We start from the raw sequence: 14884 nt of genomic DNA on the forward strand, positions 1-14884 counted from the left end.
CAAATTCCCAACCCCAAAAGAAGAAAAAATATTAAAAAGTTGATTTGATATCATCAACAGGCAGGCAATATCAAGAAAAGAGCCATAGATGATGACTCACCTATGGCTCTTATACCTTATTATATATATGTTACTCTACCCTACAGATTAGTCCACGATTGGAGAATCTGCATAGTCGAGTACATTCTTTCTGTTAGCCTGCATGCGCTCGTACTCTTCCTTAGAACCAACAACAAGCTTCTCCCACTGGCGGAGACCGGTACCTGCTGGAATCAAGTGACCGCAGATAACATTCTCCTTCATTCCCTCAAGGTAATCTACCTTACCACGAATAGCAGCCTCGTTCAAGACCTTAGTGGTCTCCTGGAAGGAAGCGGCACTCATGAAGCTCTTAGTACCAAGAGCGGCACGGGTAATACCCTGGAGAATCTGAGTAGATGTTGCAGCTACGGCATCACGAACCTGAACAAGCTTCATATCGCGACGCTTCAATGCTGAGTTCTCATCACGCAACTTACGGGCTGTGATGATCTGACCAGGCTTGAGCTCAGTGCTATCACCAGCATTGGTAACAACCTTCTTACCCCAGATACGGTCATTCTCCTCAGCGAAGTCGAGCTTATCAACCAACTCCTGCTCCAAGAATGTAGTATCACCTGGATCATCGATACGAACCTTACGCATCATCTGACGAACAACCACCTCGAAGTGCTTATCGTTGATAGCCACACCCTGGAGACGGTAAACGTCCTGGATCTGGTTAACGATGTACTCCTGAACAGCGGTAGGACCCATAATAGCGAGGATATCGCCTGGAGTTACACTACCATCAGAAAGAGGAGTACCAGCACGTACGGCATCATGCTCCTGTACCAGGATCTGCTTAGAGAGTGATACGAGATACTTCTTCTGGTCGCCAGTCTTAGAGGTTACGATGATCTCACGGTTACCACGCTTTACCTTACCCATAGTTACCTCACCATCGATTTCAGATACGACAGCTGGGTTAGATGGGTTACGAGCCTCAAGAAGCTCGGTTACACGTGGAAGACCACCGGTGATATCACCAGCACCACCTACGGCACGAGGAATCTTAACCAAGACCTCACCAGTCTTAATAGTCTGACCATCCTCTACAACGAGGTGACCACCTACAGGGAAGTTATATGTACCAACAATCTCACCGTTTGCATCAATAACATCACAAGAAGGAACCATCGCCTTATTCTTAGAATCGGTGATGATCTTCTCCTCCAAACCAGTAGTCTCATCGACCTCGGCACGGTAGGTCTGATCCTTCTGAACGTCGTTGAACTTCAAGGTACCAGCGTACTGGCTGACGATAACGGCGTTGAATGGGTCCCAACGAGCAATCACAGTATCCTTCTCAACAATCTCACCCTCCTTGTGATACAAAGAAGAACCATAAGGTACATTCAATGTAGCAAGAACGATGTTTGTATTTGGATCAACGAAACGGATTTCAGCCAAGTGGCTTACTACCTTCTCGCACTTGATATCGTTGCCTTCCTCATCTTCCTCTACGAATGGAACAGTGCTCAACTCATCAAACTCGATGCGAGACTTGTTCTTCGCAGCAATCTTAGCATTGGCAGCAGCGTTAGACGCAATACCACCGGCGTGGAAGGTACGGAGAGTAAGCTGAGTACCAGGCTCACCGATAGCCTGTGCAGCAATGACACCCACAGCCTCACCGAGCTGAACCATACGAGCTGTAGCCAAGTTACGGCCGTAACACTTCATGCAGACACCCTTCTTGCTCTCACAAGTGAGTACTGAACGGATCTCAACGCTCTCGATTGGAGACTCATCGATGATCTTAGCCTTAGCCTCTGTGATTTCCTCACCAGACTTAACGATCAACTCACCTGTTGTAGGGTGGATGATATCGTGTACAGATACACGACCCAAGATACGCTCATAGAGAGAAGAGATAATCTCATCACCATTCTTCAAAGCGGTGCAAACCAAGCCACGCAAGGTACCGCAATCCTCCTGAGTAATGATGACATCATGAGATACGTCAACAAGACGACGAGTCAAGTAACCAGCATCGGCAGTCTTCATCGCGGTATCAGCAAGACCCTTACGAGCACCGTGAGAAGCGATAAAGTACTCCAACACAGACATACCCTCCTTAAAGTTAGAAAGGATAGGGTTCTCAATAATCTGCGCACCTTCTGCACCAGCCTTCTGAGGCTTAGCCATCAAACCACGCATACCAGACAACTGCTTAATCTGATCCTTAGAACCACGGGCTCCAGAGTCAAGCATCATGTAAACGGCGTTGAATCCCTGATCAGCCTCAGTCATCTCCTTCATCAGGATATTACCCAAATCGGTATTTACGTGAGTCCACGCATCGATAACCTGGTTGTAACGCTCCTTGTTGGTGATGAAACCCATATTATAGTTGTTGGTGATTTCCTCAACCTCCTTGCGACCACGCTCAACAATCTCCTCCTTCTCAGGTGGGATGATGATATCGCCAAGGTTGAATGACAAACCAGCAACGTATGCCATACGATAACCCAGGTTCTTGATACCATCGAGGAAGGCACAAGCCTCTGCCATACCAACAGCCTTGATTACATTAGAAATCAAGCCACGGAGTGTCTTCTTAGAGATAACGTCGTTGAAGAAGCCTACCTCATCTGGGATGATACCATTCACGATAACACGACCTACAGAGGTCTCAATCATACGCTTCTGGATTTTACCATCAACCAAGTCGTCAACGATTACCTTAACCAAAGCATGGAGATCACAACGACCCTCATTACGAGCGATCAAAGCCTCCTCAGGGCCATAGAATGTCAAGCCCTCGCCCTTAGCACCTGGACGAATCTTTGTAATATAGTAGAGACCAAGCACCATATCCTGAGAAGGAACGGTGATAGGCGCACCATTAGCAGGGTTCAAAATGTTGTGGCTCTGGAGCATCAGGATCTGAGTCTCCAAGATAGCCTCGTTGCTCAATGGAAGGTGAACAGCCATCTGGTCACCATCGAAGTCGGCATTGAACGCTGTACATGCCAATGGGTGCAACTGGATAGCCTTACCCTCGATCATCTTAGGCTGGAATGCCTGGATACCGAGACGGTGAAGTGTAGGGGCACGGTTCAACATAACCGGATGACCCTTCATCACATTCTCCAGAATATCCCAGATAACTGGCTCACGACGATCAACAATCTTCTTGGCACTCTTGACAGTCTTTACGATACCACGCTCAATCAACTTACGGATGATGAATGGTTTGTAAAGCTCTGCAGCCATCAACTTAGGAAGACCGCACTCGCCCATCTTCAACTCAGGACCTACAACGATTACCGAACGAGCAGAGTAGTCAACACGCTTACCCAACAAGTTCTGACGGAAACGTCCCTGCTTACCCTTCAAAGAATCTGAGAGAGACTTCAACGGACGATTGCTCTCGCTCTTTACAGCAGAGCTCTTGCGTGAGTTGTCGAACAAGCTGTCAACAGCCTCCTGCAACATACGCTTCTCGTTACGGAGGATCACCTCAGGAGCCTTGATCTCAACCAATCGCTTCAAACGGTTGTTACGGATGATTACACGACGATAGAGATCATTCAAGTCTGATGTTGCAAAACGACCACCATCCAGTGGTACCAAAGGACGAAGCTCTGGAGGAGTAACAGGAATGATCTTCATCACCATCCACTCAGGCTTGTTGATTCCCTTGCTGGCACGGAAGCCCTCTACTACGTTCAAGCGCTTCAATGCCTCAGTCTTGCGCTGCTGGCTAGAGTCATTGTTAGCACGATCGCGGAGCTCGTATGACAAAGAGTCGAGATCCACATTCTGCAACAACTGATAGATAGCCTCGGCACCCATCTTGGCAACGAACTTATTAGGATCTGTATCTTCCAGACGCTCGTTATCACCATTTGGGTCGTACTGATCAAGAATAGCCATGTACTCGTCCTCTGACAAGAGGTCGAGCTTATGAGAACCATTCAGCTCAATGCCGTCTGCATCAGTCTTACCCTCGAGAATACCAGGCTGGATCACTACATACTTCTCGTAGTAGATAACAGCATCAAGCTTCTTGGTTGGCATACCGAGAAGGTAACCAATCTTGTTAGGGAGAGAACGGAAGTACCAGATGTGAGCCACTGGTACAACAAGCTCGATGTGACCAGAACGCTCACGACGAACCTTCTTCTCTGTAACCTCTACACCGCATCGGTCGCAGACGATTCCCTTATAACGGATACGCTTGTACTTGCCGCAGGCGCACTCATAGTCCTTGGTAGGACCAAAAATGCGCTCGCAGAAGAGACCATCACGCTCCGGCTTATATGTTCGATAATTAATGGTTTCAGGCTTAGTAACCTCACCATACGAATTTTCCAGGATCTCCTCTGGTGAAGCGAGACCGATGGTAATCTTCGTAAAATTATTCTTTACCTTTGTATCTTTTTTGAAAGCCATGTTTCTATATCTTAATTAGGGGTTCTCAAAATTAATCAAGTTTGATGCTCAAGCCAAGGCCGCGAAGTTCGTGGAGCAATACGTTGAGTGACTCAGGAATACCTGGTGTAGGCATTGGATCACCCTTCACGATTGCCTCGTATGCCTTGCTACGTCCTACAACATCATCTGACTTGATGGTCAGAATCTCCTGCAATACGTGGCTAGCACCGAATGCCTCGATGGCCCAAACCTCCATCTCTCCGAATCGCTGACCACCAAACTGTGCCTTACCACCAAGTGGCTGCTGAGTAATCAGAGAGTAAGGACCGATAGAACGTGCGTGCATCTTATCCTCTACCATGTGACCCAACTTCAAGAAGTAAGTCATACCTACGGTAGCTGGCTGGTCGAACTGCTCACCAGTCTCACCATCATAAAGGTAAGTAGAGCAGAAACGTGGAAGACCTGCCTTGTCTGTCCATACAGAGAGGTCCTCAAGATGAGCACCATCGAAGATAGGAGTAGCAAACTTAACACCCAACTTCTTACCTGCAGCACCCAGGATACACTCGAAGATCTGACCAAGGTTCATTCGAGAAGGCACACCCAATGGGTTCAATACCATATCTACTGGACGACCATCTGCCATGAATGGCATATCCTCAAGGCGTACTACCTTAGAAACGATACCCTTGTTACCGTGACGACCAGCAAGCTTATCACCTACCTGGATCTTACGCTTCTTAGCGATATAAACCTTAGCCATCTGGAGAATTCCTGATGGAAGTTCATCACCGATAGTGATAGCAAACTTGCGACGCTTCAACTCAGCATCGAGCTGCTTATACTTGCGGATATAGTTCATGATCAGGCGCTGAATCAATGTATTGGTATGATCATCCTCTGTCCAACCATTAGACTGTACGCCATCATACTCCAGGTTCTTCAAAGCTGTTGTTGTGAACTTGCTACCCTTGGTGATAATCTCAGCACCAGAGTAATCCTTCACACCCTGAGAAGTCTTGCCCTCAGTCAAGGTGAGCAACTTATCAACCAAGATATCCTTCAAGTCATCGCCCTTTGCCTCGTACTCCTCATCAATCTTGGCAAGGATAATCTTATCCTGTTTCTTAGACTCACGAGTCTTAACGGCACGAGAGAACAACTTCTTGTCGATAACAACACCACTCAATGATGGGTTAGCCTTCAATGAAGAATCCTTCACATCACCAGCCTTATCACCGAAGATGGCGCGAAGCAGCTTCTCTTCTGGAGAAGGATCGCTCTCACCCTTAGGTGAAATCTTACCAATCATGATATCGCCTGGCTCGATACGAGCACCAACGCGAACAATACCGTTATCATCAAGATCCTTGGTAGCTTCCTCGCTGACATTAGGAATATCAGAAGTGAACTCCTCAACACCACGCTTGGTCTCACGTACATCGAGTGAATACTCATCAACATGAACAGATGTCAAAACATCATCGCGAACCATACGCTCTGAGATAACGACAGCATCCTCATAGTTGTAACCCTTCCAAGGAATGTAAGCTACGAGCAAGTTACGGCCCAAAGCCAACTCACCATTCTCGGTAGCATAACCCTCAGTCAGGATATCACCCTTCGTAACACGCTGACCCTTGTTACAGATAGGACGCAAGTCGATGGTCATATTCTGGTTGGTACGGCGGAACTTAGGAATGCGGTACTCCTTCAAGGCAGGCTCGAAGCTTACGAACTCATCATCCTCAGTACGATCGTAGAGGATACGGATGGTTGTAGCATCTACATACTCTATAACACCCTCACCCTCTGCAGTAATCATGGTACGAGAATCCTCGCACACCTGTTTCTCAAGACCAGTACCTACGATAGGTGCATCATTGTGAAGCAATGGAACTGCCTGGCGCATCATGTTACATCCCATCAATGCACGGTGACCATCATCGTGCTCCAAGAATGGAATCAAACCTGCTGAAACAGATGCAATCTGCTGTGGGGAAACATCCACATAGTCAACCTCTGAAGGTGGAACAACTGGATAATCAGCATCCTGACGGCACTTAACTACGTCGCGGATAAATGCACCATCTTCTGTCAAAGGAGCATTACCCTGACCGATGATCTTAGCCTCCTCATCCTCAGCTGTCAAGTAAACAACATCATCGTTGTTCATATCAACCTTGCTATCGTTCACCTTACGGTAAGGAGTTACGATAAAGCCGAGGTCATTGATCTTTGCATACATACAGAGTGAAGAAATCAAACCGATGTTTGGACCTTCAGGACTCTCAATAGGACAAAGACGACCATAGTGAGTATAGTGTACGTCTCGAACCTCGAAACCAGCACGCTCACGAGACAAACCTCCAGGACCAAGGGCAGAAAGACGACGCTTATGGGTTACCTCAGCCAATGGGTTAGTCTGGTCCATGAACTGTGACAATGGGTTGGTACCAAAGAATGAGTTGATAACGCTAGAGATGGTCTTGGCATTGATCAAATCTGTTGGTGTGAACACCTCATTGTCGCGTACATTCATACGCTCACGGATAGTGCGGCTCATACGTGCCAAACCGATAGAGAACTGGTTAGCCAGCTGCTCGCCTACGGTACGAACACGACGGTTAGACAAGTGGTCGATATCATCGACAGTAGCACTTGAGTTGATGAGCTGAATCAAATATTTGATAATCTCGATGATGTCATCCTTAGTCAAAACGCGGACATCAACATCGGTATCGAGACCTAATTTCTTATTAATACGGTAACGACCAACCTCACCCAAGTCATAACGCTTGTCAGAGAAGAACAAGTTCTGGAAAACTTCACGTGCACTTGCATCATCAGCAGGATCTGCATTACGCAACTGGCGATAGATGTAGTTCACAGCCTCTTTCTCAGAGTTACTTGGGTCCTTGGCCAAAGTATTGAAGATGATTGTGTACTTGCTGGCAGCATCTACATCCTTATGCAAAAGCACAGAAGCAGCACCACTCTCTACAATGTCCTCAATATTGTCGGCAGTAAGCTCGGTCTCACGCTCCATGATCACCTCGTTACGCTCGATAGATACAACTTCACCAGTATCCTCATCAACGAAGTCCTCATTCCAGCTCTTCAAGACACGAGCAGCCAACTTGCGACCGATAGCAGCCTTCATATTCTTCTTGTTCACCTTCACCTCTTCAGCGAGATCGAAAATCTGGAGAATATCCTTATCCTGCTCATAACCGATGGCACGGAGCAATGTAGTAACAGGCAACTTCTTCTTACGGTCGATGTAAGCATACATCACATTGTTGATGTCAGTAGCAAACTCAATCCAGCTACCCTTGAATGGGATGATACGTGCAGAATAAAGCACAGTACCATTGGCATGAACACCCTGTCCGAAGAACACACCAGGTGAACGGTGCAACTGAGAAACAACAACGCGCTCAGCACCGTTGATGACGAATGTACCATTATCAGTCATGTAAGGGATTGTACCCAAGAATACATCCTGGATAAAAGTACCGAAGTCCTCATGATCAGGATCAGTACAATACAGTTTCATCTTAGCCTTCAAAGGTACGCTATATGTAAGACCACGCTCCAAGCACTCATCGATGGTGTAGCGAGGAGGGTCAATATAGTAATCCAAGAACTCAAGAACGAAATTATTACGAGTATCGGTGATAGGGAAGTTCTCAGAGAACACCTTATACAAACCGTCATTCTTGCGTTCCTCAGGCGGAGTATCCAACTGTAAGAAGTCCTTAAAAGACTTTAACTGCACATCGAGAAAATCCGGATATGGATACGGATTATGCACGCTGGCAAAATTTACTCTGTTATCAACAATTTTTGTAGCCATTAGAAGTTATTAAATGGGGGTTTTATTAACATGATAATAAAAGACACAAAAAGGTTAGGACTCGCCTACTAGGAGAATCCTAACCATTATGTAAGAGATGTAATTAATCTAATTACTTGAGCTCTACCTTAGCACCAGCCTCTTCGATAGCCTTCTTAAGGTTCTCAGCCTCGTCCTTAGATACACCCTCCTTGATTGTAGAAGGAGCACCGTCTACGAGATCCTTAGCCTCTTTCAAACCGAGACCACAAGCCTCCTTAACTGCCTTAACAACCTGGAGCTTAGCGCCACCAACCTCAGCGAGGACTACGTCGAAAGAAGACTTCTCCTCAGCTGCAGCTGCACCACCAGCAGCAGGACCAGCAGCTACAGCTACAGCTGCAGCAGCAGGCTCGATGCCATACTCGTCCTTGAGGACTGTTGCCAACTCATTAACTTCCTTAACAGTAAGATTTACTAACTCTTCTGCAATAGCTTTGATATCTGCCATTTTATTCTAAAAATTTTATTTGTTTATACTATTAATATATGAAATGTTGTATTTACTCAGGACGCTCGCCCAAAGTCTTAAGCACACCGTGAATAGTGTTGCCTCCTGACTGAAGAGCAGAAAGAACGTTCTGTGCTGGAGACTGGAGCAAAGCAACAATCTCTGCGATAACCTCGTTCTTGCTCTTGAGAGCTACGAGTTCAGCGAGCTTGTCAGCGCCTACATAGAAGCTTTCCTCAGCGTATGCTGCCTTCAATGCTGGAACGCCTTCCTTCTCGTATTCCTTCAACAACTTAGCTGGTACGTTAGCTGTATTTGTGAACAATACTGCAGTAGTACCCTTCAAGCTGCCATAAAGCTCAGAGAAATCGATGTCTGAAGCCTCGAATGCCTTGTGGAGCAAGGTGTTCTTAACAACAACCATCTTAATCTCACTCTTAAAGCACTTGCGACGGAGATTGCTAGTCTTCTCAGCGTCCAATCCTGTAACATCTACAAGATAGAAGTGAGGGAATTCCTGAATCTTCTGTCCAAGTTCGGTGATGATAGTATCTTTAACTTCTTTCTTCATTTTACAAAACTTTTAGAGTTATTCAACTGATTTAGGATCAATCTTGATACCCTTACTCATAGTGCTTGAAATAAAGATACTCTTGATATATGTACCTTTAGCAGCAGCAGGCTTCAACTTGATAACTGTATTGATGAACTCCTTAGCATTTCCGTAGATCTGCTCAGGTGTCATGCTGACCTTGCCGATTGATGTGTGGATAATACCAGCCTTATCAACCTTGAAGTCAATCTTACCTTGTTTAACTTCCTTAACTGCCTTAGCAACATCCATAGTTACAGTACCACTCTTAGGGTTAGGCATCAATCCACGAGGACCGAGAACACGACCCAAAGGACCAATCTTACCCATGCAAGATGGCATTGTGATGATGACATCAATATCTGTCCAACCACCCTTAATCTTCTCAACATACTCGTCGAGACCTACGTAGTCAGCGCCTGCTTCCTTAGCAGCAGCTTCCTGATCAGGAGTACAGAGTGCGAGCACACGAGTAACCTTACCGGTACCGTTTGGCAATGAAACAACGCCACGAACCATCTGGTTAGCCTTACGTGGGTCAACACCTAAACGTACATCGACATCGAGAGATGCGTCAAACTTGGTAGTAGTAATCTCCTTTACCAACTCTGCAGCCTCTTTCAAAGTGTACATCTTCCCTGCTTCAACCTTATCAGCTACTGATTTTTGATTTTTTGTCAGTTTACTCATTTTTCTAATTGAAGTTTTAAATTATTTACCAGGGAAGTCTCCCTTTACAGTAATACCCATACTTCTTGCAGTACCAGCGATGAGCTTCATAGCTGACTCTACAGTGAAGCAGTTCAAGTCCTTCATCTTATCCTCAGCGATTACCTTTACCTGATCCCAAGTAAGAGAAGCAACCTTCTGACGATTAGGCTGAGCAGAACCACTCTTGATCTTAGCAGCCTCTTTCAACTGTACTGCAGCAGGAGGAGTCTTGATTACGAAATCGAACGACTTGTCAGTGTAATATGTAATAACAACTGGCAATACCTTACCTGCCTTGTCCTGGGTACGGGCGTTGAACTCCTTGCAGAATCCCATGATATTAATACCTTTAGAACCCAATGCAGGTCCTACTGGAGGTGAAGGATTTGCAGCGCCACCTTTAATCTGTAATTTGATTAATCCAGCAACTTCTTTAGCCATTTTTTTGTTAATATTTAAAATTGAAACTTATAAAAGGACATCAAGTTCTCGTAACAGAGCCTTATTCCTTTTCTACTTGCATAAAACCTAATTCCAATGGAGTTTTACGTCCAAAGATCTTAACCGTAACTTTCAGCTTGCGCTTCTCCAAGTTAACCTCTTCAATAACGCCGCTAAAGCCACTAAATGGACCTTCCATTACCTTAACAGTATCATTAACCAAGTAAGGACAATCGAGATTCTCCTCAAACTCAGTCTCTTCTACAGTACCGAGCATACGATTGATATCGCGCTGTGGTACAGGAGTTGGTTCATCCAAACCACCAAGGAAACCTAAAACATTAGGCATGAAACGCAGAGTATGCGCAACATCGCCCTTCAGTCTAGCTTCTACAAAAACATAACCAGGAAGAGAAACCTTTTCTTTAACGACTCTCTTACCGTTACGTACAGATGCATGCTTCTCGAGTGGTATTAACACCTGAGAAACATTTGCTGCAAGTAAATCATTGTGCTTCATCTCAGCTTCGATGTATTCCTTCACCTTAGCCTCCTTGCCGCTTACGGCCTTCAGCACATACCATTTATTTCCTGTGTCTGCCATTTCCTCTAAAAATTAACCTGGATAAACTACACCCATAAAGGCTTTGAATACAGAATCCATCGCGAACACCACCAATGCAATGACTAGGGAAGCAGATAATACAACCATTGCACTATGAGTTAGTTCGGCACGTGATGGCCAAGTAGTCTTATGCGCAAGTTCATCGTAACATGCCTTGCAATAACTTACTATTTTATTCATATTATCTTCTATTTAGCACGGGTTGAAGGGCTCGAACCCTCGACACCTGGTTTTGGAGACCAGTGCTCTACCAACTGAGCTAAACCCGTAAGTTGACTTCCGCCTCCGCAGAAGCGGAAGTCATATATAGTAAATCTAGATAATTCTAAAATTACTTAACATCGTCGAGAAGTGCTGTAATCTGACCAGAACCTACTGTACGACCACCCTCACGGATAGCGAAACGGAGACCCTCGTTCAAAGCAACCTTGTAGATCAACTCTACCTCAATCTCTACGTTATCACCAGGCATTACCATCTCAACTCCCTCTGGAAGCTTGATCTCACCTGTACAGTCCATAGTACGGAGATAGAACTGAGGACGATACTTGTTACCGAATGGTGTATGACGACCACCTTCTTCCTTCTTCAATACATAGATAGAAGCCTTGAAGTGATCGTGAGGAGTAATAGCACCTGGGTGTACAACTACCATACCACGCTTAACCTCTGCCTTATCAATACCACGGAGAAGCAAACCTACGTTATCACCTGCCTCACCCTCAGCGAGAACCTTACGGAACATCTCAACACCAGTGATGACAGACTTCTTATCCTCACCAAGACCGAGCAACTGAACCTCGTCACCTACCTTGCAACGACCAGTCTCGATACGACCAGTAGCAACAGTACCACGACCTGTGATTGAGAATACATCCTCGATAGGCATCAAGAATGGCTTGTCAACCTCACGCTCAGGCTCCTGAATCCACTCGTCAACAACGTCCATCAAATTCTCTACAGACTTAACCCACTTCTCAACGCCGTTCAAAGCACCGAGAGCAGAACCGCGTACGATTGGAGTATCCTCCTCATAACCATACTGCTCGAGGATCTCATGAAGCTCCATCTCAACGAGCTCAAGCATCTCCTCATCGTCAACCATATCACACTTGTTCAAGAAAACAACCAAGCGAGGAACGTTTACCTGACGTGCAAGAAGTACGTGCTCACGTGTCTGTGGCATAGGACCATCAGTAGCAGCACAAACCAAGATAGCACCATCCATCTGAGCAGCACCAGTAACCATGTTCTTTACATAGTCAGCGTGTCCAGGACAGTCAACGTGTGCATAGTGACGCTTTGCTGTCTCATACTCGATGTGAGCAGAGTTGATAGTGATACCACGCTCTTTCTCCTCAGGAGCATTATCAATCTGATCGAATGACTTAACTGCCTCAGATGTACCGAGCTTCTCATTCAATACCTTAGAGATAGCTGCAGTAAGAGTAGTCTTACCATGGTCAACATGACCAATTGTACCAATGTTTACATGCGGTTTGGTACGCACGAATTCTTCTTTAGCCATAGCTTTTTCTTTTTATTTATATAAATGAATAATCAATTAATTAATATATTGTCTCCACGTTTTCTACTTCTCACTTTCGCTTGAAGTAGAGCTGTAACTGAGAGTTGAACTCAGGACCTCTTCCTTACCAAGGAAGTGCTCTACCACTGAGCTATTACAGCATTTCAACATTGAGCGGAAAACGGGGCTCAAACCCGCGACCCCCAGCTTGGAAGGCTAGTGCTCTATCAACTGAGCTATTTCCGCTTATCAAAGAAAGTGGGTAGTGATGGATTCGAACCACCGAAGGCATAGCCAGCAGATTTACAGTCTGCCCCATTTGGCCACTCTGGTAACTACCCATGGTCTTTCTTTTTCTGAGCCTCTTGTCGGATTCGAACCAACGACCCCGAGATTACAAATCACGTGCTCTGGCCAACTGAGCTAAAGAGGCAATCTTTACAGCCGCAATGCGACTAAGTTTTCGACCTATCGGAAAACGGCTGCAAAGATACAACTATTTTTTCATTCCACCAAATTTTTCGGAATATTTTTTATCGATTTCTTGTTTTTTCTTTAAATTTGGTCAATTGAACCTTCATTGAGTCCACTGCTTGGTCAATTCCTTCCTCAAAAGTATCGCATGTCTTCTCAACGAACAATGTCGTTCCAGGGACAGCAACTTCAAGGTGAACTTCCTTATTAAGAGCGGTAGCAGGCTTAACGACCTTTAATTGCACCTCTACTTTCTGTATATCTTCATAAGTTTTCTCCAACTTGGCGACTTTCTTTTCGATAAACGCCTGTAACTTCTCGGTAGCGTCGAAATGAATCGACTGAATCTTAATTTCCATAGTGACCTCCAATTTTAAAAAGGTTACGCCCTAGGATGGGCAATATTATAAACTCGTTTTAATTGCTCGAACGTAGTATGCGTATAAATCTCGGTTGTCGAGAGATTCGCATGTCCAAGCAGCTTTTTCAAACTTTCAATTCCTACGTGATGATTCAGCATTGCCGTAGCAAACGAATGTCTCAACACATGAGGACTTTTTTTCTTCAACGAGCAAACCCTTGCGAGGTTCGTTCTCACGATATCCCTGACCTTTGCAGGCTGCATCCTTTCACCTTTATCAGAAAGAAAGAATGCCGGAGAAGAAGCTTCAACGCTTGCATCTCTCAACTTAAGATATTCGCGGAGCGTATTTTTAAGCTCGTCACCGAATGGCACTATTCTCTGTTTGTTTCCCTTACCCGTTATCTTGATCTCCGAATTCACGAAGCTAACATCGCAGTCATCCAGATTCACGAGTTCCGACAATCGCATCCCGGTTTCATAGAACGTTATAATTATGGTACGCGCACGTACATTATTATAATCATCGCCCCACGCCTGCCTATCCAGAAGTTCATCCATCTCACTTTCCTTAACGAATTGTGGAAGAGGTTTCTCTTTTTTAGGCCCCTTGATGCTATATACGGGATCAGACTCAACATAATGTCTTGTCAAAGCAAACCGGTAGAAGGTTTTCAGAGCACTGAGCCGACGTTCGACCGTTGCAGCTGAGTTTCCCTTATCCATCATGCTTTCCATCCAATTCCGAACCATGTCAGAATCGACGGTCTCCCAAGAGAACGAATCAGACAAGCCTTTAGCAAACTTCTCGAAGTGCATCAGATCATCCCGATAGCTTTCTACTGTCCGCGGCGACCTGTTCAGCTCACTGCATAAGTATTCCAAGAACTTGTCTATATTCAACATAACAGTTGTAGTTTTTGTTATTCGGCAACGAAATTACGAAAATATTTCGAAACCACCAAATATTTTGAGGATTTTTTACTTTTAATGCTCTCTTCTTGGACTTTTGCTTCCAATAAGAGAGCATTTTCATCCTCTACCGAGGATAATATTATTCCTCGTTAGCGCGCAACTGCTGTACGTAGATGGCGTGTTCCATCTTGAGACGCTTCAAAACAGATGGCTTGTCGTACTGCTGACGAGCACGCAACTCCTTAACAACACCTGTCTTTTCAAACTTTCTCTTAAACTTCTTGAGAGCTCTCTCGATGTTCTCACCGTCCTTAACTGGTACAATAATCATTTTTTTGCTTTTTAATTTATTATGTTAAACTTATGTTATTTCTAGCGAAATGGGCATAATGCCACAAATTGCGGGTGCAAAATTACATCT

12 protein-coding genes and 5 tRNA genes are annotated in these 14884 nt (G+C 45.2%); all 17 read right to left on the minus strand.

The window, feature by feature from the left end; genetic code table 11:
• Nucleotides 1-147: 147 nt before the first annotated feature.
• Complete coding sequence (rpoC, locus tag DXD25_RS07225; RefSeq protein ID WP_089543933.1) at nucleotides 148-4482, minus strand: DNA-directed RNA polymerase subunit beta'; 4335 nt, start codon at nucleotides 4480-4482, stop codon at nucleotides 148-150.
• Between the two features lie 31 nt (nucleotides 4483-4513).
• Nucleotides 4514-8326: a DNA-directed RNA polymerase subunit beta gene (rpoB, locus tag DXD25_RS07230; protein ID WP_117662547.1), complete on the minus strand. Its 3813-nt coding sequence runs from the start codon at nucleotides 8324-8326 to the stop codon at nucleotides 4514-4516.
• Nucleotides 8327-8438: 112 nt separating this feature from the next.
• Nucleotides 8439-8816 carry a 50S ribosomal protein L7/L12 gene (rplL, locus tag DXD25_RS07235; RefSeq protein ID WP_089543935.1) on the minus strand — a complete coding sequence of 126 codons (378 nt, stop codon included), beginning with the start codon at nucleotides 8814-8816 and terminating at the stop codon, nucleotides 8439-8441.
• Nucleotides 8817-8868: 52 nt separating this feature from the next.
• Nucleotides 8869-9387 (minus strand): 50S ribosomal protein L10, encoded by a 519-nt coding sequence (gene rplJ, locus DXD25_RS07240; protein ID WP_117662549.1) that lies wholly within the window; start codon nucleotides 9385-9387, stop codon nucleotides 8869-8871.
• Nucleotides 9388-9405: 18 nt separating this feature from the next.
• Entirely contained in the window at nucleotides 9406-10098 is a 693-nt protein-coding gene (rplA, locus tag DXD25_RS07245; RefSeq protein ID WP_089543937.1) for a 50S ribosomal protein L1, read from the minus strand.
• A 21-nt stretch (nucleotides 10099-10119) separates the two neighbouring features.
• Nucleotides 10120-10560 carry a 50S ribosomal protein L11 gene (rplK, locus tag DXD25_RS07250; RefSeq protein WP_089543938.1) on the minus strand — a complete coding sequence of 147 codons (441 nt, stop codon included), beginning with the start codon at nucleotides 10558-10560 and terminating at the stop codon, nucleotides 10120-10122.
• Between the two features lie 61 nt (nucleotides 10561-10621).
• Complete coding sequence (gene nusG, locus DXD25_RS07255) at nucleotides 10622-11164, minus strand: transcription termination/antitermination protein NusG (RefSeq protein WP_089543939.1); 543 nt, start codon at nucleotides 11162-11164, stop codon at nucleotides 10622-10624.
• A gap of 12 nt (nucleotides 11165-11176) precedes the next feature.
• The gene (secE, locus tag DXD25_RS07260) at nucleotides 11177-11365 is read right to left on the minus strand and encodes a preprotein translocase subunit SecE (protein ID WP_089543940.1); all 189 of its coding nucleotides are present in this window, start codon (nucleotides 11363-11365) and stop codon (nucleotides 11177-11179) included.
• 16 nt (nucleotides 11366-11381) lie between these two features.
• Nucleotides 11382-11454: transfer RNA gene (locus tag DXD25_RS07265), tRNA-Trp, on the minus strand.
• Nucleotides 11455-11516: 62 nt separating this feature from the next.
• Nucleotides 11517-12713: an elongation factor Tu gene (gene tuf, locus DXD25_RS07270; RefSeq protein ID WP_117662551.1), complete on the minus strand. Its 1197-nt coding sequence runs from the start codon at nucleotides 12711-12713 to the stop codon at nucleotides 11517-11519.
• Between the two features lie 89 nt (nucleotides 12714-12802).
• A tRNA-Thr gene (locus DXD25_RS07275) sits at nucleotides 12803-12874 on the minus strand.
• 12 nt (nucleotides 12875-12886) lie between these two features.
• Nucleotides 12887-12959 (minus strand) — tRNA-Gly (locus DXD25_RS07280).
• Between the two features lie 13 nt (nucleotides 12960-12972).
• A tRNA-Tyr gene (locus DXD25_RS07285) sits at nucleotides 12973-13054 on the minus strand.
• A gap of 18 nt (nucleotides 13055-13072) precedes the next feature.
• Nucleotides 13073-13146, minus strand: a tRNA-Thr gene (locus DXD25_RS07290).
• Nucleotides 13147-13246: 100 nt separating this feature from the next.
• Nucleotides 13247-13546, minus strand: coding sequence for a ribosome hibernation-promoting factor, HPF/YfiA family (hpf, locus tag DXD25_RS07295; protein ID WP_089543942.1), 300 nt, complete (start codon nucleotides 13544-13546; stop codon nucleotides 13247-13249).
• 23 nt (nucleotides 13547-13569) lie between these two features.
• Complete coding sequence (xerC, locus tag DXD25_RS07300; RefSeq protein WP_187360450.1) at nucleotides 13570-14454, minus strand: tyrosine recombinase XerC; 885 nt, start codon at nucleotides 14452-14454, stop codon at nucleotides 13570-13572.
• Nucleotides 14455-14602: 148 nt separating this feature from the next.
• On the minus strand, nucleotides 14603-14794 hold the full coding sequence (gene rpsU / locus DXD25_RS07305) for a 30S ribosomal protein S21 (protein ID WP_006848852.1): 192 nt from the start codon (nucleotides 14792-14794) through the stop codon (nucleotides 14603-14605).
• Between the last annotated feature and the right edge of the window lie 90 nt (nucleotides 14795-14884).

Origin of the sequence: Prevotella sp. TF12-30 (assembly GCF_003436715.1) — a bacterium.
Lineage (GTDB): Bacteria > Bacteroidota > Bacteroidia > Bacteroidales > Bacteroidaceae > Prevotella > Prevotella copri_A.

Bases quoted from the DNA above. Each gene is read 5' to 3' on its own strand.
- rplA (WP_089543937.1), bottom strand. From the start codon at position 10,098: ATGAGTAAACTGACAAAAAATCAAAAATCAGTAGCTGATAAGGTTGAA.
- rplJ (WP_117662549.1), bottom strand. From the start codon at position 9,387: ATGAAGAAAGAAGTTAAAGATACTATCATCACCGAACTTGGACAGAAG.
- secE (WP_089543940.1), bottom strand. From the start codon at position 11,365: ATGAATAAAATAGTAAGTTATTGCAAGGCATGTTACGATGAACTTGCG.
- hpf (WP_089543942.1), bottom strand. From the start codon at position 13,546: ATGGAAATTAAGATTCAGTCGATTCATTTCGACGCTACCGAGAAGTTA.
- tuf (WP_117662551.1), bottom strand. From the start codon at position 12,713: ATGGCTAAAGAAGAATTCGTGCGTACCAAACCGCATGTAAACATTGGT.
- rpoC (WP_089543933.1), bottom strand. From the start codon at position 4,482: ATGGCTTTCAAAAAAGATACAAAGGTAAAGAATAATTTTACGAAGATT.
- rplL (WP_089543935.1), bottom strand. From the start codon at position 8,816: ATGGCAGATATCAAAGCTATTGCAGAAGAGTTAGTAAATCTTACTGTT.
- rplK (WP_089543938.1), bottom strand. From the start codon at position 10,560: ATGGCTAAAGAAGTTGCTGGATTAATCAAATTACAGATTAAAGGTGGC.
- rpoB (WP_117662547.1), bottom strand. From the start codon at position 8,326: ATGGCTACAAAAATTGTTGATAACAGAGTAAATTTTGCCAGCGTGCAT.
- rpsU (WP_006848852.1), bottom strand. From the start codon at position 14,794: ATGATTATTGTACCAGTTAAGGACGGTGAGAACATCGAGAGAGCTCTC.
- xerC (WP_187360450.1), bottom strand. From the start codon at position 14,454: ATGTTGAATATAGACAAGTTCTTGGAATACTTATGCAGTGAGCTGAAC.
- nusG (WP_089543939.1), bottom strand. From the start codon at position 11,164: ATGGCAGACACAGGAAATAAATGGTATGTGCTGAAGGCCGTAAGCGGC.